Source organism: Amycolatopsis sp. NPDC005961 (assembly GCF_040629235.1).
GTDB classification, from domain to species: Bacteria; Actinomycetota; Actinomycetes; order Mycobacteriales; family Pseudonocardiaceae; genus Amycolatopsis; species Amycolatopsis camponoti.
On record NZ_JBEXVF010000014.1, the window covers coordinates 43769 to 66664 of the forward strand.

Genomic DNA, 22896 nt, shown 5'->3' on the forward strand with positions numbered 1-22896 from the left:
CGACGGGTCGTTCGCCGACGGGACCGGGCGCGCAGCGGATCGGAGCCTCGGCGGCCGGACGGTGTTCCGCGGAGGCGTGCCGAATCGTCGACCCTCCGCACCGGAAGCGTGGAGGACGGATGACCAGACGGATTCGGGTGGGGGCGATCGTGGTCGCGCTCGTCGCCGGGACGATCAGCACGGCGGGGCCGGTGCAGGCCGCCGACACCTTGCTGTCCCAGGGAAAACCGGTGACGGCGTCGTCGGCGGGCGGGTGCTGCCCGGCGCCGGCCGCCGTCGACGGCGACTCGGCCACCCGCTGGGCCAGCGCGGCCGGCGTCGATCCGCAGTGGATCTACGTCGACCTCGGCGCGGCGGCGCACGTCAGCCGCGTGCGGCTGCAGTGGGACGCCTCGTGCGCGACGGCCTACGAGATCGACACCTCCGCCGACCACGCCACGTGGACGCGGATCTACTCGACCACCACGGGAAAGGGCGGTGTCGAAGACCTGACCTCGCTCGACGGCACCGGCCGCTACGTGCGGGTGTACGGCACGAAACGCTGCCGCACCGACGCGTCGAAGGGCTACTCGCTGCAGGAGTTCGGCGTCTACGGCTCGACCGGGGACGTCGTGCCGCCGTCGCCGCCCGGCACGCCCACCCTCGACAGCGTCACGCCCACCAGCGCGACCATCTCGTGGACCGCGGCGACCGACGACAAGGGTGTCGCGGGCTACGACGTCTACCGCGACGGTCAGCTCTGCGCCAGCACGACCGGCGCTCTCACCGCGACCTGCGGCAACCTGAGCCCGAACGGCACCTACGGCTTCTACGTCAACGCGCGCGACGCGGCCGGGAACGTCTCGCAGGCCAGCGGCACCCTGTCCGTGAAGACGCCGCCGTCCGACGACCACACGCCGCCGTCGGTGCCGGCGAACGTGCACACCACCGCGGTCAACAGCACGTCGATCGGCCTGGCGTGGACCGCGTCGACCGACGAAAACGGCGTCACCGGTTACCGGATCTTCAACTCCGGTACGCAGATCGGCACGTCCGACACGGCGAGCACGACCCTCGGCGGCCTGACCCCGAACACCGCCTACCACCTGCAGGTGCGGGCCGTCGACGGCAACGGCAACCAGAGCGACCCGAGCACGCCGGTCCTGGACGTCACGACCACCGGCGGATCGAGCTGCTCGCCGTCGCAGGGGGTCTGCGGTGCCACCCAGGTCGGGACCGATGACGACGTCGTGTGGGGCCTGGTCACCCTGCCGGACGGCACGATCCTCTACAACCAGCGCGACGCGCACGCGATCGTCCACCTGAACCCCAAGACCGGGGCGAAGAAGACGATCGGCACCGTGCCGAACGTCCAGAGCACCGACGGCGAAGGCGGCCTGACCGGGCTGGAGATCAACCCGGCTTCGTTCGCCTCCGACCACTGGCTCTACATCATGCACACGTCGCCGAACGACAACCGGATCGTCCGGATCAAGTACGACCCGGCCGCCGACTCGCTGACCACGAGCACCGAGCAGATCCTGCTGACCGGCATCGCGCGCAACAAGTTCCACAACGGCGGCCGGCTGCGGTTCAGCCCGGACGGCCGCTACCTGTTCGCCGGCACCGGTGACGCGCAGAACGGCGCCAACGCGTCGAACACCAGCAGCCCCAACGGAAAGGTGCTGCGCATCAACCCGGACGGCTCGATCCCGGCCGACAACCCGTTCCACAACGCGGTGTGGAGCTACGGGCACCGCAACGTCCAGGGCCTCGCCTTCGACTCACAGGGCCGGCTGTGGGAGCAGGAGTTCGGCAACAGCGTCATGGACGAGACGAACCTGATCGTCAAGGGCGGCAACTACGGTTGGCCGTCGTGTGAGGGAACGTCGGGTTCGTGCGGCACCGCCGGGTTCATCGCCCCGAAGAAGACGTACCCGGTGGCGCAGGGTTCGTGCAGCGGCATCACGATCATCCACGACGCGCTGTACGTGGCGTGCCAGCGCGGCACGCGGCTCTACCGCGCGGTGATCAGCGGCAGCTCGCTGACGAACTTCCAGACGTTCTTCAACGGGACGTACGGCAGGCTCCGCACGGTGGAGCCGGCTCCGGACGGCCAGATGTGGCTGGCGACCAGCGTGGACGGTGACAAGGACAGCACACCGCACAACAGCCACAACAAGATCCTGCGCGTGACGGTCGGTTAACCGCCGAGGAGACGCGAGAGCGCATCCCGCGCTCTCGCGTCCTTCGCCGCCAACGCCGTCAACTCCTGCGCCAGCGCGGCTAGCCAGTCGTCGACCGCCGCTTCCTTCCGGCTGATCACCACTCCGCGCACCACCTGGTGGATCTCCGCCGCGACCCCGCCGTGCTTGCCCGTGCTCAGCACCAGAACCCGGTCCGGCGTCCGGACCCGCACCGCGACAGCCTGGCCGTCGCGTCCCGCGACGCGGTCGGCGAACGTGCGCCGCCGCTCGACCTCGACCATGCCCGGCGGCAGCGCGCTGCCCAGCGTGTCGGACAGGACGCGGTGGTAGGACTCGACGTCCGCGCGGTCCGTGCGCAGGGCCGCCGCCACCAGGTGGAAGTCCAGTTCGCCGCCCATCAGTCGGTCAGGGGCAGCACGAGCTGCGGCTTGGCGATGTGGTGGTCGTCGCGCAACGGCTTCACCGCCGTGCCGATCGCGAAGAACTCCGTCGTGTGGCCGCCCCAGCGGTGCGGCAGCGACAGCAGTTGCACGCCGACGATGCCTTCCGCTTCCAGCTGCTCGGCTTCCGCCTGCATCCGCGACATCGCGAGCTCACGCGCGTCGTACAACGCCTCCGTGTACTGCGGGATCTCGACGTTCTGGCCGATGTTGCCCATCATCTGCCGGAACCGCTGGTGCGCGATGTGGTAGACGCACGTGCCCATCACCATGCCCAGCGGCGCGTAACCGGCCTGCACCAGCGTCCAGAAGTCCTGTCCGGACAGGTCCGAGGTGAACGGCTTCCCGGTGTTGTTGCGCCATTCGCCGGGTTCGTCGGCCTTCACCGCGGTGCCGACGGCGATGAACTCGGCGAGGTCGCTGCCGAACTCCTTGAACTCGATCTCCAGGCGGACCGCGACGATCCCGTCGGCGCCGAGGACGTCCGCCTCCGCTTCCATCCGGGACATCGCGAGCTCGCGGGCGTGGTACATCGCCTGCGAAAGCCGGTCCATCTCCTGGTTCTTGCTCCACCGTCCCATCTGGAACCCGACGTGGTAGATGCTCGAGCCGAGCACGAGCCCGAGCGGCCGGAACCCGGCTTCGCGCACGAGGAGGAACTCGTTGACGCTCAGGTCGGACGTGAACAGGCTGGTCTTCTGGCCCGGCCGCATCTCGGCGAGCCGGCGCATCGCATCCTCGGGGATGTGCTGCGCGGCGGGGTCCGCGGTGGTCACGAAGCCTCCTCAGGAACGGTTCAACGGCAGGATCTTGAGCGCGCTGGTCGGGGCGGCGCGGCCTTCGTGGAAGCGGGCGATCGCGGTGCCGGTCACGGTGGCGATGCCGGCCACCGCGACTTCCTGCACCGGCCACGTCCGCAGCGTCATGCCCGAGACGATGCCGCCGTCGGCGCCGCAGTCGCGGATCGCGCGGGCGAACTCCGCCCGCGCCGCGCCTCGGACGTCGGTGACGACCTGCGTCGGCGCGTCGACTTCGGTGTTCCCCGCGAGCACGTTGACCTGGTACTGCATGTTGTAGTCGAACCGTGCGCGGCCGGCGACGCCGACCGCCATCCGCACCGGCACCCAGCCCGCCTGCATCAGCTTGCCGACGTCCTGGCCCGGCAGCTCGGTCGTGAACAGGCGCCGCGGCCGCTGGGTGGTTTCGGCGCGGACGGCCGTGCCGAGGGCGGTGAACTCCTGCATGACGTCGTCGAGCGCGGTGATGGTGACCTTGATACCGAGGACGCCGTCGGCGCCGAGGGCGGTGGCTTCCTGCCCGAGCCGGTCGAGCGCGGTCGCGTAGCCCTGGCGCAGCATGTCCGAGAGCAGCTTGACCTGGTCGGCGGCCCACGCGGCCGGCCCGGTCCAGCCGACCTGCTGCACGACGCAGCCCATGACCTCGCCGACGGGGGTGAAGCCGGCCACTTCGACACCGACGGCCCCGGGCACGCTCAGCAGGGAGGTCTTCAGCCCGGACGCGGCATAGCGCTCGACACGAGCCCGCGCAACCGGCGGCAGGCCACGACCGTCCCACTCGGGCACTGGCTGACCTCCTTCGACCGGCTCTCGCTCCCATCGTGGCACGGATCCGCGCGGGCAGTCGCCGGGCGCGGGGTGATCAACGGGGTATGTCCGGAAGGTCCGATCGCGCGACGGCGCGAGGCCCGGGGGCGGCGGCGCGGGCACGCCTGAGCTGCCGCGCCGCCCGGGCGGTCGCGGGGCGCTCGCGCCCCTGCGCGTGGCTGCCCGGCGGCCGCGGGGTGCTCGCGACCCTGCGCGTGGCTGCCCGGCAACCCGCGAGACGCTCGCGAACCTGTGCGCGGCTGCCTGGTGGCCGCGGGGTGCTCGTGAACCTGTGCGCGTGGCTGCCCGGCGGCCGCGAGGGCGTGACCGACCCTGCGCACGACCGCGCCCAGCGCCTGCAAGGCCTCACCAACCTGCGCGAGGCGGCTTCCCGTCCAGCGGCAGCACCGGAAGCGCCGCGGTCGGCGGCGGACCCTCGCCGAACCGGGCCACCGCCGTGCCGAACACGCTGGCCACCGCCGTTGCTCCCGTGTGGCCCAGTGCCCACGCTCGCAACGTCGTCGACGACACCAGCCCGCCGTCCGCTCCCGATTCGCGCACCGACTCCAGGAACTCCGCCCGCGCGCCCGCTCGGACCCGTGTCACCAGCGAGGTCGGCACCGGTGCCTCGGTGCCCGGCCGGTCCGTCATCGCGATGTCGTACGCCGTCGCGCTGGCGATGCCGATCGCCAGCGTCACCGGGATCCAGCCCGCCAGGACCAGCTTCGCCACGTCCGGACCGGACAGTCCCGTCGTGAACGGACGGACCCCGCGGACCCCGCGGACCGCGCGCACCGCCGTGCCGAGGACGACGAACTCGTGGACCGCCTTGCTCACCCTCGTCACCGTGCAGGCGATCGACAGGACGCCGTCCGCGCCCAGCGCGCCGGCTTCCTCGCGCAGGCGGTCCAGCGCCGTCGCGTAGCCGTGGCGCAGGCCCGAGGTCACGTCCTCGTGCCGCGAAACCACGCAGCCCATCACCTCGCCGATCGGTCGCAGCCCGACCGCCTCCGCGCCGACCGTCCCCGGCACCGACAGCAGCGACGTCCGCAGGCCCGACGCCGTGTAGCGGCCGGCGCGGGGGTGCACTAGCGCCAGCTGTCGTCGCCGAAGCCGAGGGTCACCGGGCCCCGGCGGGACGTCTCGGCGATCGTTTCGGCGGGCAGCACGTCGTCGAGGAACGCGTAGTCCGGGCGCCGGTTCCGCGCGTGCCACTCCGCGATTTCGTGCCAGCCCGGTGCGGCCAGCGCGCCGCCGAAGTGCTGGACCGACAGGCCGGCCGTGAGGCCCGCGAACCGGAGTCGGTCCGCCAGCGGCCAGCCGGTGAGGGTCGCCGCGACGAACCCCGCGCCGAACACGTCGCCCGCGCCGGTCGCGTCGAGCACGTTCACCGGCAGGGCCGGGATGTCCGCCGTCTCGCCCGTCGTTCCGTCGACCGCGAGCACGCCCGCCGCGCCGCGGGTGATCACCGCGACCGGCACCAGGTCGGCGAGCGCCGCCAAGGCCGCTTCCGGGGTGTCCGTGCGGGTGTAGCGCATCGCCTCGACGTCGTTGGGCAGGAACGCGTGGCAGCACGCCAGCTGCTCGAGCAGCGCCGCCGACCACGCCTCCGACGGGTCCCAGCCGACGTCGGCGAACACGAGACTCCCGGCCTGGTGCGCGGTGTGGACCCAGTCGGCCGTGTCGAGGCCGATGTGCGCGACGGTCGCGCGGCTCGGCGGCGGCGAGCCGGCCAGCTCGGCGACCGGGACGGGCGGCGGGTGGCCGTGCGTGACCATCGCCCGGTCACCGGCGTAGGCGAGTGAGACGGTCACGGGGGAGTGCCACTCCGGGAACCGCCGTGACCGCGAAAGGTCGATGTGCTCCTGCCGCGAAAGCACGTCCCAGCAGTAGCGCCCGTAGACGTCGGTGCCGAACGCCGCCGCCAGCGACGTCCGCAGGCCCAGGCGGCTCAGCGCCACCGCGAAGTTCGCGATGCCGCCCGGCCCCGAGCCCATGCCGCCCGTCCACACCTCCGTGCCCGGTTCCGGCGGTCCTTCCAGCCCGGTGAAGACCAGGTCGAAGAACAGCAGGCCGGACAGGAAGACATCGATGTCGGGTACGGACTCGGCCGGCACGGGCACCTCCCGGAATCGAGGATGCGCACGAGCGTGCTTCAGGTGCGCGGAATGCGCAAGAGACGCGCAAACTCGATCGCCTGGTGAGCGAGTTTGACTGCTATCGTCCCGGCATGCTGCCCCAGCGTCGTCACGAGCTGATCCTGCGGGCTCTCCGCGCGGAGGGGCCCGCGCCGGTCGGCGTGCTGGCCGAGCGGCTCGGCGTCAGCCAGGCGACCGTGCGCCGCGACCTGGTGCGGCTCGACCGCGAGGGCCGGTTGACTCGCGTCTACGGCGGCGCGATGGCGGCAGACGACGAGCCGTTCGCGCGCGTGGCCGCCGAACGGGCCGGGGAGAAGGACGCCGTCGCGCGGCGCGCGGCCGGCCTGGTCGCCGACGGCGACACCCTGCTCCTCGACATCGGCACCACCGCGCACCGGCTGGCGCGGCACCTGCGCGACCGCGCGCTGACCGTGATCACCAGCAGCCTCGCCGTCTACGACGAACTGAAGGACGCCGACGACGTCCAGCTCGTCCTCCTCGGTGGCGTCGTGCGGCGCAGCTATCACTCGATGGTGGGATTCCTGACCGAGGACGCGCTGCGCCAGGTGCGCGCCGACACCGTCTTCCTCGGCACCAGCGGCGTCCGCTGCGACGGGCACGTCATGGACTCGACGGTCGTCGAGGTGCCGGTCAAGCGCGCGATGGTCGCCGCCGGCGATCGCGTGGTGCTGCTCGCCGACGCCGGCAAGTTCCCCGGTACCGGCCTGGCCCGGGTCTGCGGGCCGGACGCGCTCGATGTCGTCGTCACCACCACCGGGGCCGACGAGCCGACCTGTTCGGCGTTGCGCGAAGCGGGCGTCGAGGTGCTGCGATGAGGCTCGCGATCCTCGGCGGTGGCGGGTTCCGCGTGCCGCTCGTGCACGGCGCGCTGCTGGCCGGCGGCGGGGTCACCGAGCTGGTCCTGCACGACGTCGACGCCGGGCGCCTGGCCGCGATCGAACGCGTGCTGGCGGAGCAGGCCGCCGGGGCGAAGACCGCGCCGCGGGTGCGGACCACCACCGATCTCGCCGCCGCACTGTCCGATGTGGACTTCGTCTTCTCCGCCATCCGGGTCGGCGGGCTGCGCGGCCGACGGCTCGACGAGCAGATCGCGCACGCGGAAGGCGTGCTGGGCCAGGAAACCGTCGGCGCGGGTGGGATCGCCTACGGGCTGCGGACGGTCCCCGTCGCCGTCGATCTCGCGCGAAAGATCAAGGAGCTGGCCCCGGAAGCGTGGGTCATCAACTTCACCAACCCCGCCGGGATGGTCACCGAGGCGATGGCCGCGCACCTCGGCGAGCGGGTGATCGGCATCTGCGACTCGCCGGTGGGGCTGTGCCGCCGCGTCGCGCGGGCCTTGAAGATCGACCCGGCGACGGCGTGGTTCGACTACACCGGGCTCAACCACCTCGGCTGGCTGCGCGCGGTCCGCGTCGGTGGCGAGGACGTCCTGCCGCGGCTGCTCGCCGACGCCGGCGCGCTGGAGTCGTTCGAGGAGGGCAAGCTCTTCGGCGCGGACTGGCTGCGCGCTCTCGGCGCCCTGCCGAACGAGTACCTGCACTATTACTACTTCGCGCGTGAGGCCGTGAGCCCGCAGTCGCGCGGGGCCCAGTTGCTGGAGCAGCAACGCGGCTTCTACGCGGAACCTTCGCTGGCTTCATGGGAACGCACGCGCTTGGAGCGCGAAGCGACGTACATGGCCGAGACGCGCGAAGGTGAGCGTGAGGATCTCGAAGGCGGCGGCTACGAAAAGGTCGCGTGCGCGTTGATGCGGGCCATCGCGTACGGCGAACGCACGACGCTGATCCTCAACGTCCGCAACGGATCCGCGCTTCCTGGCGTGCCCGGGGACGCCGTCGTCGAAGTGCCGTGCGTCGTCGACGCGAACGGCGCCCGGCCGCTGGCCGCCGAGCCCTTGCCCGGCCACGCACTGGGCCTGATGACGGCGGTCAAAGCCGTCGAGCGGGCGACGATCGAAGCGGCGACGACGGGTTCGCGCGAGGCGGCGTTGCGGGCGTTCGCGCTGCACCCGCTGGTCGACTCGGTCTCCGTCGCGCGGCGGCTGCTCGACGCCTACGCCGCCGCGCACCCGGAACTCGGTTACCTGGCCAGCTCGCGCAGCAGGGGCGCCAAGCGCTGAGCCAGGTCGGCGTCGACCAGCTCGATCTCGCCGACGAGCAGTTCCGTGACGGCGTGGAACGGCGTCCTGAGGTCGTCGAGCCCGCGGACGAGCGTCGCTTCGAAAGGCTTGGTGACGTCAGCGGGCAGCTGGTCGAGGCCGCGGCCTTCGACCGCCGGGACGTCGTGGCGCAGGCAGGCCAGGCCCAGGGCGTACTCCCGGACGCGGCCGATCATGTACTCGGCCTGCCAGCCGCGGCCGCGTTCGATGCTCGACCGCGCGTGCAGGGCGTGCAGCCAGGCCAGGTCGGCCAGCCGCCGCGCGTCCGGCGGTGACGACTGCGGGCGGTCCCGCGGCGTCCCGAACAGCAGCCGGAACTTCGGCGTCGTCGCGCCGAAGTCCGCTTCCGGCCAGAACGCCAGATCGACCTGCAACGTGTCCGCCAGCAGGAACACGCGGAACACGGTCCGCTCGAACACGACGTCCAGGTGGTGCACCGCACCGTGTTCGCGGTACATCCGCGCGGTGAAGTCCGCGAGCACCGGCTCGGTCTCGCCGGCGATCGCGAAGGCGAGGTCGATGTCCGACCACTCGTCTTCGGCGTCGAGCGCGGCGGAGCCGGTGAGCGCGGCGCCGGTGACGCGCTCGTCCGACCGGGCCGCCTCGACCAGGGCTTCGCGGAGCAGGTTCCGATCCCCCGGGGTGAACATGATCCCCAGGCTAGACGGCCGCCATCGCGGTGAACTCCGCTTCCGCGACGTCACGCTCGACGTACAGCGACCACGCCTTTTCGGCGATGTCGTCCGGGTCGAGGGTGCCCATCGCGAAACCGTGGTCCTGCTTGGTCAGCTCCCGGTGGATGTCGCCGCGCTCGATGAGCCCGCCGATCGTCAGCGCTCCCGCGTAGACGCCGGTTTCGCGCAGGGCCGCGTTGAGGGTCAGGACGTACATGCGCAACGCCGCCGAGGCCGGCGCCAGGCTGCCGAGCATCGGCATCGGGTACTTGCCGCTCAGGCCGCCGGCGAAGAGCAGCGAACCCGAGCCGCGCTCCAGCATGCCCGGCAGCACCGCTTCGACGAGCCGGGCCGCGGGCGAAACGATCGCGTCGAACGCCGCGCGCACGGCGTCCGCGCCGGCCGAAGGGAGGGGGACGGGGCGCGGGCCGGCGATGTCCGCCGGGCCGAAGTACACCGTGTCGAGCTCGCCGGCCTCGGCGGTGATGCGCGCTAGAACCGCTTCCACTTGGGCGGGGTCGGTCACGTCGGCCGCGTAGGTGTGCGTGGTGCCGCTCAGGGACTCGCGGTAGCTCGCGTGCCGGGTCTCGGTGCGCGAGACCAGCGCCGTCGTGAAGCCTTCACGGTCGAAGCGCCGGGCGATCGACAGACCGAGACCAGGGCCGACACCCAGGACGGCGATGACTTTCGGCAAAGGGTCCTCCTTGAGAGAAATTGAGACTGCCCTCAAGTTATCCATAAGATGAGGAGGTCGTCAACTTTCTCGCGGCGTGCGGCGAATGTCGTCATGGGTTGCGGCCACTGGCCTACCCGGCTGCTCCAAGCGTGTAGAACATGTTCCAGTTTCCCGAGTGGACCGACACCATGACCTTCGCCGTTCCGCGAGCGAGGAGTGCGCCATGGATGCCGACCTGACCCGCCGCCAGATCCTGCGCGGCACCGCGGCGGGCGTGGGCCTCGCCGCGACATCCGGGCTCTTCGCCGGGCCGGCCGGCGCGGCATCGCTGGTGGGGGAGTACGACGTCGTCGTGGTCGGCTCCGGCGCGGCCGGGATGACCGCGGCGCTGACGGCGGCCAAGCGGGGGCTGAGCGTCGTCGTGCTCGAGAAGGCGCCGACGTTCGGTGGGTCCGCAGCCCGGTCCGGCGCGGGGATCTGGATCCCGAACAACCCGGTGCTGCTCGCCGCCGGCGTGCCGGACACCCCGGCGAAGGCGGCGCAGTACCTCGCGGCCGTCGTCGGGCCGGACGTCCCGGCCGCGCGGCAGCAGGCGTTCCTGACCAACGGCCCGCAGATGATCGCGTTCGTCATGGCCAACAGCCCGCTGCGGTTCCGGTGGATGGAGGGCTACAGCGATTACTACCCGGAGCTGCCCGGCGGGCTGCCGAACGGCCGCTCGATCGAGCCGGACCAGTTCGACGGCAACCTGCTCGGTGCGGAATTGGCGAACCTGAACCCGGCGTACCTCGCGACGCCGCCCGGGCTGGTCGTCTTCAGCGCCGACTACAAGTGGCTGAACCTGGCCGCGGTCAACGCGAAGGGCGCGGCGGTCGCCGCCACCTGCCTCGCCCGCGGCACGGCCGCCGCGCTCGCCGGGCAGAAGCCGTTGACGATGGGGCAGTCACTCGCCGCGGGCCTGCGGGTGGGGCTGCAGCAGGCGAACGTGCCGGTGCTGCTGAACACGCCGTTGCTCGACCTGAACGTCGAAAACGGCGCGGTGACGGGGGTTCTCACGCCCGGCGGGCTGGTGCGCGCGCGACGCGGTGTGATCGTCGGCTCCGGCGGGTTCGAGCACAACGCCGCGATGCGCGCGCAGTACCAGCGGCAGCCGATCGGTACCGAGTGGACGGTCGGCGCCAAGGAGAACACCGGCGACGGCCACCGCGCCGGGCAACGCGCCGGCGCCGCACTCGACCTGATGGACGACGCGTGGTGGGGCCCGGCCATCCCGATCCCCGGCGACCCGTACTTCTGCCTGGCCGAGCGGACGCTGCCGGGCGGGCTGATCGTGAACCAGGCCGGCAAGCGGTTCGTCAACGAAGCCGCACCCTACAGCGACGTCGTGCACACGATGTACGACAAGAACCCGGCCGCGCCGGACATCCCCGCGTGGCTCGTCGTCGACCAGAACTACCGGAACAAGTACCTGTTCCGCGACACCCTGCCGCTGCTGCCGCTGCCGGACTCCTGGTACACGGCGGGCGCGGTCTTCAAGGCGTCGAGCATCCAGGCGCTCGGCTCGGCCATCGGCGTCCCGCCGGCCGCGTTGAAGTCCACTGTGGACCGATTCAACGGCTTCGCGTGGTCCGGGGTGGACGGTGACTTCCGGCGCGGCGCCAGCGCGTACGACCACTACTACACGGATCCGCTGGTGCTGCCCAACTCGTGCCTCGCGCCGCTGTGGGCGCCGCCGTTCTACGCGTTCAAGATCGTCCCCGGCGACCTCGGCACGAAGGGCGGCATGCGCACGGACGCCCGGGCGCGCGTGCTCCGCCCGGACGGCTCGGTGATCCCGGGCCTGTACGCCGCCGGCAACGCCAGCGCGGCGGTGATGGGCCACAGCTACGCGGGCGCCGGCTCGACCATCGGCCCGGCGATGACGTTCGGGTTCATCGCCGGGAACGACGTCTAGAACTCCTTCTCGACCAGCGGAAGGACTTCGGTGCCGAGCAGTTCGATGGCGCGCATGACCTTCTTGTGCGGGACGCCGGACCAGTCCATCTGCAGCGCGTAGCGGTCGGCGCCGGTGAGCTTCCCGACGGTGATCAGCCGGTCGGCGATCTCCTGCGGGCTGCCGACGAACAGCGCCTGCGCGTCGTGGGTGTACTGGTCGTACTCGGCGCGGGTCGGAACGGCCCAGCCGCGGGCTTTCGCGCCGTACTTCATCGTCTCGAGCCAGTACGGGTAGAAGGTCTCCTTGGCGTCCTGCGAGTTCTCGGCGACGAAGCCGATGGCGCTCATGGTGACGTGGAGGTCCTTTTCCGCGTGCTCGCCCGCCTCGGCGGCCCGCCGGTAGAGGTCGACGAGCGGGGCGAAGCGTTCGGGGCGCCCGCCGATCACGGCGTACACGACCGGCAGGCCGAGCAGCCCGGCCCGGATCGACGACTCGGGGTTGCCGCCGGTGCCGACCGAGATGCGCAGGTGGTCGCCGTAGGGGCGGGGGAGGATCCGCGCGTTCTCGAGGGACGGGCGGAACTTGCCGGACCAGGTCAGCGGGTCTTCGCGGTCGATGTGGAGGAGGAGGGCGAGCTTCTCTTCGAAGAGCTCGTCGTAATCGCCGAGGTCGTTGCCGAAGAGCGGGAACGACTCCGTGAACGACCCGCGGCCGGCGAGCAGCTCGGCCCGGCCGTGGCTGAGCTGGTCGAGGGTCGTGAACTGCTGGTAGAGGCGGACCGGGTCTTCGGTGCTCAGGACCGTGACCGCGGAGCTCAGGGTGATCCGGCTGGTGACGCTCGCCGCCGCGGCCAGGACGGTGCCCGGGTTGGAGATGGCGTACTGGTCGAGGTGGTGCTCGCCGAGGCCGTAGAAGCCGAGGCCCAGCTCGTCGGCGAGCTTGATGCGCTCGAGGGTGTTGGCCAGCGTCTGCGCGACGGACGGCTGGTCGCCGGTGCCCGGGTCCGGTGTGCGGTCGCCGAAGCTGTAGATGCCGAGTTTCATAGAGCGTTCAACTATCTGGAGGGTGGATTCGTTCCCGCCTCAGCCGAAGCGGGCCTGGATGGCGTCGAGGTTCTTCTCCGACAGCTGCAGGGCGGCGGCGCGGAGGCTGAGCCCGTCGAGGGTGGCGCGCTCGAACATGGCCGTCACCAGGTCGCACATCCGGGTCCGCACCTTGCCGAACGCCTCGTCGGCGTCCGCGCCGACGTCGCCGAAGAGGGTCCACCACCACCAGGAGTTCGTCGCCGAGTTGGCCACGAAGTCGGGTAGCACCCGGATGCCGCGGGCGGCGAGCAGCTCCTCGGCGTCGGACGTCACCGGCATGTTCGCGGCCTCGACGATGAGCTTCGCGCCGATCTTGGCCTGGTTGTCGCTGTCGACGCAGTACGAGATCGCGGCCGGCACGAGGACCTCCGCCGGGACGTCGAGCCACGCTTCGGGCGGGAGGAGCTCGTCGCCCGGTTTGAGGTTGTCGCGGTCGATGCCGCCGAAGCGGTCGCGGTGGCGCAGCAGGTTCTCGACGTCGAGGCCGTCCGGGTTGACGACGACCCCGCGCACGTCCGAGACGCCGACCACCTGGAGGCCGGCTTCGGCGAGGAACCGCGCGGTCGCGCCGCCCATCGAGCCGAACCCCTGGACGACCACCCGGTTCGGGCCGGTGAGGCCGAGCATCTCGAGGCCGGTGAGCGTCGCTTGGGCGACGCCGAGGCCGCCGACCAGCTCGTCGAGCCCCAGGCCGCCGACCTCGATGCGGAAGGCGTCCGCGAGCCGTTCGGTGGCCGCGTCGCGGTCTTCGAGCAGGGGGTACACCGCCTGGACCGAGCTGAGCAGGCCGATCTCCGCGATGACGCCGTCGATGACGTCCTGGCGCAGGCCGAGGTCCTCGCCCATGGTCCAGTAGCGCTCGATCAGCGGGCGCATCGCGTGCAGGTAGCGGGCGACCACGTCGCGGGCGCGCTCGTCGTACGGGTCGAAGTCGATGCCGCCCTTGGCGCCGCCCAGCGGGATGTACCGGCCGTCGGGGTCGTAGTTGAGGCCCTCCTTGAGCGTCATGCCTCTCGCCAGGCCCCGGACCTCGAAGAGCGTGCACCCGCGGCGCATCCGCAAGCCGCCGCTGGCCACGCCGCGAACCAGCCTGTCGATCACCAGGTAGCCCCGGCACCCGGTGATCGGGTCGGTCCACGCCACTTCGAGCAACGCCGGCTCGGTCATCGTCCTCCCTCGCTCCTGGACGGCCGGTCAATACCAGCCGCATTCCCCGGTTCCGTCAACCGCCGTGCCGAGCTCGTGCGCCGTCGCCTGCTCGACCCACCGGGCGCAGTCGGCGGCGGTGACCGTGCCCTCGCGCGCGACGACCTGCACGGCGAGCCCGTCGAGCAGCGCGGTGAGCCGCCACGCCGCGCCGTGCGGGTCGGGGCAACGGAACTCGCCGGCGGCGACGCCCTCGGTGATGAGCGAGACGACGGCGTCGCGCCACCGCAGGTCGAGCCGCTGGACGACCTCCCGCAGCTCGGCGTCGCGCATCGCGGCGGCACCGGCTTCGATCCACAGGTGCCAGCCGGCGACGGGCTTGGTCGGGCCGTAGAGGACGAGGACGGCGCGAAGCCGTTCGCTTGCCGTGCCGGGACGGGCCAGCTCGTCGCGCAGGACGGCGAGGTTGCGCTCGGCGGCCTGGCGGAAGGCTTCGATGATGAGGGCTTCGAGGGTGCCGAAGTGGTAGAAGATCAAGGCGGTGCTGATGTCCAGAGCCTTCGCGACATCGGCGGCGCGCACGCCGGCGATGCCGCGGGCCCGGACCTGGTCGAGCGCGGCGAGCACGATCTCTTCCCGCCGGACTGCCACCGCCTTGCGCGCCATGCGGCCACCGTACCCAGCGGCGCTCGCGGGGACAGGACCCGAACGTCGGGTCAGCAGCGAAGCTCGGTGACGAGCGCCCGCAGCCACGGCCCGGCGATCGCGGGCTCGGCCGAGATCGTCCGGACGAGCCTGTCCCGCACCTCCGCGGAGCGACCGGCGTCGACGAGCGCGAAGGCTTCGGCCAGTGCGCGGCGCGTCGCCTTGCCGTGGTCGGGAGTCCGGACGGTCTCGTCGGTCCACCGCTGCCGAGGGAAGGACGGGGTCAGCTTCGGCTGGTCGTTGCCGAAGTAGAACCAGACATCCCGAGCGAGCGACACGTTGCGCACCGCCGCGGCGGGCAGCTCGCGCGTCCAGGCGACGTCCTCCTGCCAGCGCCAGGCATCCGGCCGGATCGGCTGGCGGAGGGTGACGCCGAGGAACCGCAGCTTGCGCCGGATGACGTGCCAGGCTTCGCGGTCTTCGTCGATCCAATCGCGGAGCTGGACGTACAGCTCGGTGAAGGTGTCGCCTTCGTAGACGAGGTCGACGAAGACGGTCGGCCGCGTCCCGCGGGCGAGCGCGTAGGGGGTGATCCCGGCGGCGGCGAGGTTCTCGCGCAGCAGCTGGACATCCCGGCGCCCGAAACCGTTCCGTGGCTTGAGGGAGAGCGGCAGCTGCCGCACGCGATCCCGCCACGACGTCTGTTCGAGGGCACCGCCGAGGAGGTCGTGCATGCTGTCCAAGGAGCGGCCGACGAAGTGGAGTTCGCCGTCGCCGCAGCGGGCGAGGACCTTGGCGGTGCAGGTGGTGAGGTCGCCCAGGAACCAGAGGTGCGGCTGCGCGGTGTCGTCGAGCAGCGTCCCGACCTGGTCGGGACGCACCAGGTCCCACCGGAACGGTCGGTTCGTCATGGGGGTCAGGGTAGGTTCGGGATTCGTTGGGCGGCAACGGATTTTCGGGCTGGTTCGGGGCGCCGGGGTTGGGGAGTCCGGTGTGGTCGGTGGGGCGGGCGGCGGCTTTGCTGGGGGATGTCGTGGGGTTGGTGGGCTGCTTGTGGTTGGGGGGCTCGGGAAGTGGTGATGGGGGACTGCTGTGGTGGTGGGGGTTTGTTGGATCGGCCGGTCGGATTCGGGGTCGGGTCGCCGGTTGCGCGGTGGAGTGGAGTTGGCGGGGAGCTGGGCGCTGGGTGCGGGAGCCAGGAGTTGGTTGCCGGGCGGGGCGCTGGGAGCCGGGCGCGGGAGTTGTGTGCCAGGCGCGGGCGCGGGGCGCTGGGGAGCCCGAAGTTGGGTGCGGGAGCCGGGAGGTGAGCGCTGGGAGCTGGGTGCGGGAGCTAGGAGTTGGTTGCCGGGCGGGGCGCTGGGAGCTGGGAGTTGGTTGCCGGGCCGGAAGCCGGAAGCCGGAAGCTAGGACGTGAGCGCTGGGAGCCGGGCGCAGGAGCCAGGAGTTGCCGCGCGGGGCGCGGGGCGCAGGCGCTGGAAGCCGGGCGCTGGGAGCCGGGAGCCGGGAGGCGAGTGCTGGGAGCCGCCGTGCGCGGGAGTTGGGTGCCAGGCGCGGGCGGGGGCGCTGGGGAGCCGGAAGTTGGGCGCGGGAGCCGGGAGCGGGGAGCCGGGAGGTGGGTGCTGGGGGCCGTGCGCGGGGGCTGGGTGCCGGGCGCGGGGTGCGGGGCGCTGGGGCGGGATCCGTGAGATGAGCGCCGGAAGCCGGGCGCGGGAGCTGGGAATTGGGTGCCGGGCGGGGCGCTGGGAGCCGGCGGCCGGGAGCCGGGAGCCGGGAGCCGGGAGGTGAGCGCCGGGAGCGGGGCTGGGAGCGGAGCTGGGAGTCCGGTGCCCGGCGCGGGGGAGCCGGAAGTCGGGCGGGGGAGCGGGGAGTTTCCGGGTGGAACTGGGCTGTTGTAGAGAACCGGCCCGCCGACATCGAGGCGGTGCGGGGCCGGTCGGACCGGCTACTGCGACGCGGTGCACGAACAGACCGTTCGGCGCCCGAGAAGCTTGACGGGCCGGGTTGGTCGCTTGCCGTGAGATCGGCGAGCCGCTGGTGGCTGTGTTGAGGGACTCGTTGGAGAAAGGGGGGAGCCACCGGCGGCCGTGCCGAGAAACTGGGTGGTGGGAGCGGCTCGGTGAGCGGAGGGCCGGGCGGGGCGCGGGTATGAGGCGACTTCGCTGTGGTGGCAAGAGGTCCTGGGCGGCGCGGGTGGCGCCGCCGGGGGAATGGCCGGGCCGAGGGGCCGCCCTTGCGGTTCCTCGGCCCGGCCTTCGGTACGGCCCTCAAGCCGTCCACTTCGGATCGCGGCCCAGGTAGCGCAGCAGCTCCGCTGCCGCGTCGTCGTCGGGGTGGGGGGTCAGGGCCGGGGCGTAGGCGAATCCTCGCAACGGCTCCGCCAGTTGCTTCGCCACCGGCAGCAGCGCTTCCGCCATCTCCGTGGTCAGCGGGGACTCCTGGCCCGTCGCGATCGCGATGTCCCACGCGTGCACCGCCGCGTCCAGGGCTGCCGCTCCCATCGCCACCGCCGCCGGGAGGGCGCCCTGCGGGAGGGGAGTCGGCACCGCTTCCGCGTGCGGGGACACCGTCGCGAACGCCGCTGCCGCCGCGGCCAGCTTGGGCTCCAGGAACTCCGGCGCGTCCGCCAGCTCGCCCGACGGCGCGAACGGGTTGAAGTCCGGGCCCGGCTCTCCCGTGATCGAGGCCGCGTAACCCTGCTGGTCGCCGCCCGCGTGCTGGAGGACCTGCGTCACGTTCCACTCCGCGCACGGCGTCGGGAGGGACCAGTCCGTTACGCCCGCCGTCGCCGAACGCAATGCCTGGTGCGCCGAAGCCAGCAGCGGCCACGACGACGAAAGCGACGTCGAAAGCGGCGGCGAAACCGGCGATGAGACCGGCGAAGACAGACCCGCGAAGAACGCTCGGATGTCCGCCACAAGGACCTCCGGGGCCTCGTGCGCCGAGTAGTGGCCGGCCGCGTCGCGGGGGCCGCCGCGGCCCGAGCGGGTGTCGTACGCGTTCCAGCTGACGATGTTCGCGTGGTCGCGCTCGGCGAAGCGGCGGATCGACTGGAAGTCGCCCGCGAACATCGCCAGGCCCGTCGGCACCGTCGTCGGGCCCTCCGGGTGGGCCGTCGTGTGCGCGTCCTCGTAGTAGAAGCGGATCGACGAGCCGCCCGTGCCGGTCAGCCAGTACAGCGCCACGTTCGCGATGACGAAGTCCGCGTCGAGGTGCTCGCCGAACAGCTGCGCGTTCCACGCCAGCAGCGCCAGCGGGGAGTCGGCCAGCGCGAACGCGAGGGTGTGCGGCTGCTGGCTGTGCAGCGTGTTGAAGGAGAACATGTTCTCGTAGAACCACTGCAGGTGCGCGAGCGCGGCCTGGTCGGCTTCGCTCAGGTCCGCCATCTCCGCCGGATCGCCGGACGGGAACGAGAACAGCTGCGTGACGTGCACGCCGACGACCTTCTCCGGCGCGAGCCTGCCGATCTCCGGCGAGATCATCGACCCCGCGTCGTTGCCCGCCGCGCCGTACGACTCGTAGCCCAGCCGGCTCATCAGCTCCGCCCACGCCGCCGCCGTGCGGTGCGTGCCCCAGCCCGCCGACCGCGTCGGGCCCGAGAACCCGAAGCCCGGCAGCGACGGGATCACCAGGTGGAACGCGGGCGCGTCCGCCGACTCCGGCTCGGTCAGCGGGCCGATGACGTCGAGGTACTCGACGATCGAGCCCGGCCAGCCGTGCGTCAGCACCAGCGGCGTCGCGTCCGCGCGGGACGACCGGACGTGCAGGAAGTGGATCGTCTCGCCGTCGATCTCCGTGACGAACTGCGGGTACGCGTTGAGCCGCGCTTCGAACGCCCGCCAGTCGAAGCTCGCCAGCCAGTGCTCGGCCAGCGCCCGGACGCGCTCGTTCGTGACGCCGTACTCGGCGGGCAGGTCGTCCGGCCACAGCGCCCGCTGGAGACGAACCGCCAGGTCGTCCAGGGCGGACTGCGGGATCTCGGCGCGGAAGGGGCGAAGGGCGGGGACCGTCATGGCTGGCTCCTGGACTCGAACGCTGGAACGGAATGCTTCGTTCCGAACTGTACCAGAGCGGAATGATCCGTTCCAGTGGTAATCTCGATCCATGCCCGAGACCGCACTGCCCGGCCGCGCCGGCCAGGCCGCTCGCAACAACGTCGTCATCCTCGACGCCGCCCGCCACGTCTTCCTCGCCGACCCGAAGGCGCCGATCTCGCAGGTCGCCGAACGCGCCGGCGTCGGCATCAGCGCCCTCTACCGGCGCTACGCCAGCAAGGAGGTCCTGCTCTCCCGGCTCTGCCACGAGGGCCTCCGCACCTACATCGCCGAGGCCGAGGCCGCCGACGAGGAGCCGGACGGCTGGACGGCGCTCACCGGCTTCCTCGGCCGGGTGGTCGACGCCGACGTCCACTCGCTGACCGTCCACCTCGCGGGCACGTTCACCCCGACCGAAGAGATGGGCGCCGACGCGCACCGGGCGAACGAGCTGTCAGCGGCCCTCTTCGCGCGGGCGCGGGCGACCGGGCGGCTCCGCAAAGACGCCGTCACCGAAGACATCGGCATGATCCTGGAGTGCTGCGCGGCGATCCGCGTCGACGACGCGGAACGCACCACCGAGCTGCGCCGCCGGTACCTGGCGATGCTCGTCGAGGGCCTCGAAGCGGGAAAAGACCGTGCCCTGCCGGGTCCGCCGCCGCGCCCGGGTGAGATGAACGGCCGCTGGCGTCCGTCCTGACGGACCCTACGCGGCGCGTCCGGATGGCGGTAACGAATGTCGGGATTGCGACGACTGAACAGCGTCGGATGTCCACGAATACCACGCAGCATCAGTCAGAGCGGCATTCCCCGGACCGGAACAGCGAGACCACGACTATGCAAAGAACCTGGCGACGGATCACGATCCTGTCCTCGGTGGCCGCACTGGCCACGGCGTTCGTCGCGATGGCGCCCGCCGCGCAGGCGGAAACGCCCACGAGTGCTGTCGAAGTCAGCACCACCACCGTGGTGCCGGGACAGACCTTCACGCTCACGCAAACCATTCACAACGACCGCGATTTCACGGTGACTTTCGCGAAGGGCGCCATTTACGGCACCCCGACCCCGATCGTCGACGTCGTCGACGTCGTGTCCTGCACCAACACGACGGCGGTCGGCTGCTTCCAGGCCGGCGGCAGCTACCGCGCCGCGTTCGGCGACCTCGAGGCGGGCGGCACGAAGACCACGGTGTGGACCTTGCGCGTCAAGGACACCGCGACGCCGGGCCAGTTCACGCTGCAGCACCAGTTCGTCGGCGACAACTACTCCTTCGACACCTACGACGGCCCGGTCATGACGGTCGCCAACCCGGCGACCAACGCCGACGTCAAGGTCGCGCTCGCCGCGACCGGCCACGGCGGCCTCAGCGCGCGCATCGACTACACGCTGACCGTGACGAACAACGGCCCGTCCGCCGCGACCGGGATCCGCGTCGTGGCAACGTATGCGTCGGGCCTGTCGTTCGCCAGCGCCACCGGCTGCACCCGCGTCGGCACCACCCGGGCGCTGAACTGTGACGTCGCTTCGCTGGCGTCCGGTGCTTCGGCGACGGCGAAGTTCTCGGTCAACGGCGGCCTGCTGGCGCTCGGCTCGTACACCACGACGGCGGTGCGCACGGCCAGTTCGCCGACCGATCCCACCAGCGCCAACGACAGCGCGTCGAAGACGTGCTCGGCGCTCACCGGGCTCATCGTGACCTGCTGAGGGCTCGCGAGAGGTGAACCGGGCTCGTGTCCTCCGCCAGGGACGCGGGCCCGGTTCGCGTTTTCAGCCCGTGGCCGAGGCGTACAGCTTCGCGATGTCGTCGTCGAAGTACGCGCTGTAGGAGACGTCCGGGGTGTCGCCGCCGAGCTCGTAGCCGCCGATGACCCCGATGACCGCGCCGTCGGTCACCCACGGGCCGCCGCTGGTGCCGTCCGGGAACCCGGGGCACGCGACGCGCAGCTGGTAGGTGTCGGACCGCGTGGTGGCGCCGGTGCACACCACGGGGGAATCGGTGGTGTCGGGGTAGCCCGTCAGGGTGATCATGTGGTCGAATCCGCGGTCGGTTCCGAGCACATTCGCGCCGGTGAGGCTTTCCAGTGAAGCCGGGTTGCCGGGTTGCTGAACGGTCAGGAACGCGAAATCCAGATCCGGGTCAGCCGACGACGTCCAGCCGTCCGCGACGGCGACTCCCGTGACCGTCCACATTCCCAGCGGGGCGACGCCGTCGTGATAAGCCGGGGCGAACGACATTCCGTCCTTGACGCAGTGCGCGGCCGTCAGCACCAGATCGCCGGCCTCGGAATGCACGACGCTCGCCGTGCAGAAATGACTCCCGTTCGCGAACAACGCGCCGACCGGGGAAAGGGTTTTCGCCGGAGCCGGGGAAGCAGCGGAGGCCTGAGTGGACGGAGAAGTGACCGGGGCGCCCGCGGCGTAGGCGTCGTCGGCGGTCGTGCCCGTGCCGGCGACCAGGCCGGCGCCGAGCAGCACCAGCACCGCCGCCGCGCCCGTGAACGCGGGCCTCAGGAAGTTGATCGCCACCACCCCAGATCACCACACCGCGGCCGTGTCGGCAGCGCAACGAGGCGGATGCACAGCGACTTCACAGCGGTCGCGACGTCGTTAGCCTGGGGCCATGTCGAGTTCGGTCAGGTCGCCCGACGGCACGGTCATCGGGTTCGAGACGCTGGGTGCGGGCCCGCCCATGGTCCTCGTCCACGGCACCGGCGCGGACCACACGCGCTGGTCGGCGGTCCGCGAGCGGCTCGCCGAGCGTTTCCGCCTCCACCTCGTCGACCGCCGCGGGCGAGGGCTGAGCCGCGACGAAGCGGGCGCGTACGACATCCGGCGCGAGGGCGACGACATCGCCGCCGTCGCCGAGGCCGCCGGGGGCGGCGTCTACCTCCTCGCGCACTCCTACGGTGCCTTGTGCGCGCTGGAAGCCGTCGGGCGGACCGACGCCGTCACGCGGCTCGCGGCCTACGAGCCGCCCCGGCCGAAACCGGGCGAGCACGTGATCGGGCCGGACGCGCGCGAACGCATGCGAGCGGCCGGAACGCCCGAAGAGGTGCTCGTGATCTTCCTGCGGGAGGCGCTCCGGCTGAGCCCGGCGGACGTCGAGGCGATGCGCCGCACGCCGGTCTGGCCGGCCCGGGTGGCCGCCGCGCACACGATCCTCCGGGAGCTGGAGGTCGTCGAGCAGGCCGAGTTCGGCGCGAGCCTGGGCGAGATCGCGATCCCGGTCCGGCTGTTCGCCGGCACGGAGAGCCCGGAGTACCTGCGGCTCGCCGCCGACGCCGTGGCGGCGCGCGTGCCCGGCGCCGACGTCGTGCCGCTGCGGGGCCAGGCTCACCAGGCGATGGACTTCGACCCGGATCAGTTCGTCCGGGCGGTTTTCGACTTCGGCGAGGCGTGAGACCGGGGGTCGGCTGGCTAGGTGAGGTTCTTGGGCAGCAGGGTCGTCGTCGCGTCGGGGGCGGCGACCGCCTTGGGACGCTTGTCGCGGAACAGCCAGCCGCCGACGATGCCGCCGACGAACCCGAACATGTGGCCCTGCCAGCTGACGCCCTCTTCGGTCGGTAGCAGCGACACGAACTGGTAGGCGAAGCACAGGGCCATCACCAGCCCGATCACGATGTCGATCGGGTGCCGGTCGAACAGGCCGCGCACGATGATGTAGCCGAAGTAGCCGAAGACCAGGCCGCTGGCGCCGACGGTGACCGCCGACGTCGGCGAGATGAACCAGATGCCGAGACCACTGGCGACGATGATCAGCACGCTCACGCCGAGCCACTTCTTCACGCCGCGGTAGGCGGCGAGGAACCCGAACACGAACAGCGGGCCCGAGTTGGCTTCGATGTGGTCCCAGCCGTAGTGCAGGAACGGCGCGGTGAAGATCTCCGGCAGCGACGCCGGGTCGCGCGTCACGATGCCGAACTCCCGGCTCAGGTCGTAGTCGGTCGGGGCGTTGACGAGCTGGATCACCCACATCACGGCCAGCAGGCCGACCATCACCCAGAGGGCCTTCTTGGCCTCGGCGATCATCATCTCGGCTTCGCTGCGGGCCGGGCCCTCGCTGGTCGTGCTCATGGTCTCCCCCTGCTCGATGTGCGCCGAGGATATCCGGACGACGGGCGCGGACGCGGCGTTCCGGACCGAGCCGTGACCTGGC

Annotated in this window: 21 protein-coding genes; 7 read left to right on the forward strand and 14 right to left on the reverse strand. The window is 71.8% G+C overall.

Features of this window, described 5'->3' with window-relative positions; genetic code table 11:
• Positions 1–119: 119 nt before the first annotated feature.
• Entirely contained in the window at positions 120–2186 is a 2067-nt protein-coding gene (locus ABZ342_RS15530; RefSeq protein WP_360473241.1) for a PQQ-dependent sugar dehydrogenase, read from the forward strand.
• On the opposite strand, the gene ABZ342_RS15535 is transcribed toward ABZ342_RS15530, so the two are convergent.
• From ABZ342_RS15535 to ABZ342_RS15555, 5 genes are all read right to left on the reverse strand, one after another.
• The gene (locus tag ABZ342_RS15535) at positions 2183–2584 is read right to left on the reverse strand and encodes a hypothetical protein (RefSeq protein ID WP_360473243.1); all 402 of its coding nucleotides are present in this window, start codon (positions 2582–2584) and stop codon (positions 2183–2185) included. The two genes, ABZ342_RS15530 and ABZ342_RS15535, sit on opposite strands and share 4 nt — an antisense overlap.
• Positions 2584–3402, reverse strand: coding sequence for a heavy metal-binding domain-containing protein (locus ABZ342_RS15540; RefSeq protein ID WP_230862648.1), 819 nt, complete (start codon positions 3400–3402; stop codon positions 2584–2586). Before ABZ342_RS15540 ends, ABZ342_RS15535 begins: the two co-directional genes overlap by 1 nt.
• Positions 3403–3411: 9 nt before the next feature.
• A complete protein-coding gene (locus ABZ342_RS15545) occupies positions 3412–4209 on the reverse strand; it encodes a heavy metal-binding domain-containing protein (RefSeq protein WP_360473246.1) in 798 nt (265 codons plus the stop codon).
• A 387-nt stretch (positions 4210–4596) separates the two neighbouring features.
• A complete protein-coding gene (locus tag ABZ342_RS15550; RefSeq protein WP_360473248.1) occupies positions 4597–5319 on the reverse strand; it encodes a heavy metal-binding domain-containing protein in 723 nt (240 codons plus the stop codon).
• A complete protein-coding gene (locus ABZ342_RS15555) occupies positions 5319–6347 on the reverse strand; it encodes a PfkB family carbohydrate kinase (RefSeq protein ID WP_360473250.1) in 1029 nt (342 codons plus the stop codon). Before ABZ342_RS15555 ends, ABZ342_RS15550 begins: the two co-directional genes overlap by 1 nt.
• Positions 6348–6460: 113 nt before the next feature.
• Between ABZ342_RS15555 and ABZ342_RS15560 the strand changes: the two genes are divergently transcribed.
• Complete coding sequence (locus tag ABZ342_RS15560; RefSeq protein WP_155544686.1) at positions 6461–7204, forward strand: DeoR/GlpR family DNA-binding transcription regulator; 744 nt, start codon at positions 6461–6463, stop codon at positions 7202–7204.
• Positions 7201–8508 (forward strand): 6-phospho-beta-glucosidase, encoded by a 1308-nt coding sequence (locus tag ABZ342_RS15565; protein ID WP_360473252.1) that lies wholly within the window; start codon positions 7201–7203, stop codon positions 8506–8508. Before ABZ342_RS15560 ends, ABZ342_RS15565 begins: the two co-directional genes overlap by 4 nt.
• On the opposite strand, the gene ABZ342_RS15570 is transcribed toward ABZ342_RS15565, so the two are convergent.
• Together ABZ342_RS15570 and ABZ342_RS15575 are read right to left on the reverse strand one after the other, a co-directional pair.
• Positions 8469–9197 (reverse strand): nucleotidyltransferase domain-containing protein, encoded by a 729-nt coding sequence (locus ABZ342_RS15570; protein ID WP_360473254.1) that lies wholly within the window; start codon positions 9195–9197, stop codon positions 8469–8471. The genes ABZ342_RS15565 and ABZ342_RS15570 overlap by 40 nt on opposite strands.
• A 10-nt stretch (positions 9198–9207) precedes the next feature.
• A complete protein-coding gene (locus ABZ342_RS15575; protein WP_360473256.1) occupies positions 9208–9915 on the reverse strand; it encodes an SDR family NAD(P)-dependent oxidoreductase in 708 nt (235 codons plus the stop codon).
• 205 nt (positions 9916–10120) lie between these two features.
• On the opposite strand from ABZ342_RS15575, the gene kstD reads away from it, so the two are divergent.
• Positions 10121–11851: a 3-oxosteroid 1-dehydrogenase gene (gene kstD, locus ABZ342_RS15580; protein ID WP_360473258.1), complete on the forward strand. Its 1731-nt coding sequence runs from the start codon at positions 10121–10123 to the stop codon at positions 11849–11851.
• On the opposite strand, the gene ABZ342_RS15585 is transcribed toward kstD, so the two are convergent.
• The 5 genes from ABZ342_RS15585 to ABZ342_RS15605 form a co-directional block, all read right to left on the reverse strand.
• Positions 11848–12876 carry an LLM class flavin-dependent oxidoreductase gene (locus ABZ342_RS15585; protein ID WP_360473260.1) on the reverse strand — a complete coding sequence of 343 codons (1029 nt, stop codon included), beginning with the start codon at positions 12874–12876 and terminating at the stop codon, positions 11848–11850. The genes kstD and ABZ342_RS15585 overlap by 4 nt on opposite strands.
• A gap of 39 nt (positions 12877–12915) precedes the next feature.
• Positions 12916–14085 (reverse strand): Glu/Leu/Phe/Val dehydrogenase dimerization domain-containing protein, encoded by a 1170-nt coding sequence (locus ABZ342_RS15590; protein ID WP_360473262.1) that lies wholly within the window; start codon positions 14083–14085, stop codon positions 12916–12918.
• Between the two features lie 27 nt (positions 14086–14112).
• Complete coding sequence (locus tag ABZ342_RS15595; RefSeq protein WP_360473264.1) at positions 14113–14730, reverse strand: TetR/AcrR family transcriptional regulator; 618 nt, start codon at positions 14728–14730, stop codon at positions 14113–14115.
• A gap of 50 nt (positions 14731–14780) precedes the next feature.
• The gene (locus tag ABZ342_RS15600) at positions 14781–15620 is read right to left on the reverse strand and encodes a hypothetical protein (RefSeq protein ID WP_230862650.1); all 840 of its coding nucleotides are present in this window, start codon (positions 15618–15620) and stop codon (positions 14781–14783) included.
• A gap of 1353 nt (positions 15621–16973) precedes the next feature.
• On the reverse strand, positions 16974–18719 hold the full coding sequence (locus ABZ342_RS15605; protein ID WP_360473267.1) for a TIGR03086 family metal-binding protein: 1746 nt from the start codon (positions 18717–18719) through the stop codon (positions 16974–16976).
• A gap of 91 nt (positions 18720–18810) precedes the next feature.
• On the opposite strand from ABZ342_RS15605, the gene ABZ342_RS15610 reads away from it, so the two are divergent.
• Positions 18811–19440 (forward strand): helix-turn-helix domain-containing protein, encoded by a 630-nt coding sequence (locus ABZ342_RS15610; protein ID WP_360473269.1) that lies wholly within the window; start codon positions 18811–18813, stop codon positions 19438–19440.
• 176 nt (positions 19441–19616) lie between these two features.
• A complete protein-coding gene (locus ABZ342_RS15615; protein WP_155544696.1) occupies positions 19617–20444 on the forward strand; it encodes a DUF11 domain-containing protein in 828 nt (275 codons plus the stop codon).
• Positions 20445–20507: 63 nt separating this feature from the next.
• Here ABZ342_RS15615 and ABZ342_RS15620 read toward each other — a convergent pair whose 3' ends face one another.
• Positions 20508–21269, reverse strand: a complete 762-nt coding sequence (locus ABZ342_RS15620; RefSeq protein ID WP_360473271.1) for a serine protease — start codon at positions 21267–21269, stop codon at positions 20508–20510.
• 91 nt (positions 21270–21360) lie between these two features.
• On the opposite strand from ABZ342_RS15620, the gene ABZ342_RS15625 reads away from it, so the two are divergent.
• Positions 21361–22140: an alpha/beta hydrolase gene (locus tag ABZ342_RS15625; protein WP_360473273.1), complete on the forward strand. Its 780-nt coding sequence runs from the start codon at positions 21361–21363 to the stop codon at positions 22138–22140.
• Between the two features lie 17 nt (positions 22141–22157).
• Here the strand turns inward: ABZ342_RS15625 and ABZ342_RS15630 are convergent, their stop codons facing one another.
• Positions 22158–22814: a rhomboid family intramembrane serine protease gene (locus ABZ342_RS15630; protein ID WP_155544699.1), complete on the reverse strand. Its 657-nt coding sequence runs from the start codon at positions 22812–22814 to the stop codon at positions 22158–22160.
• Positions 22815–22896 lie beyond the last annotated feature (82 nt).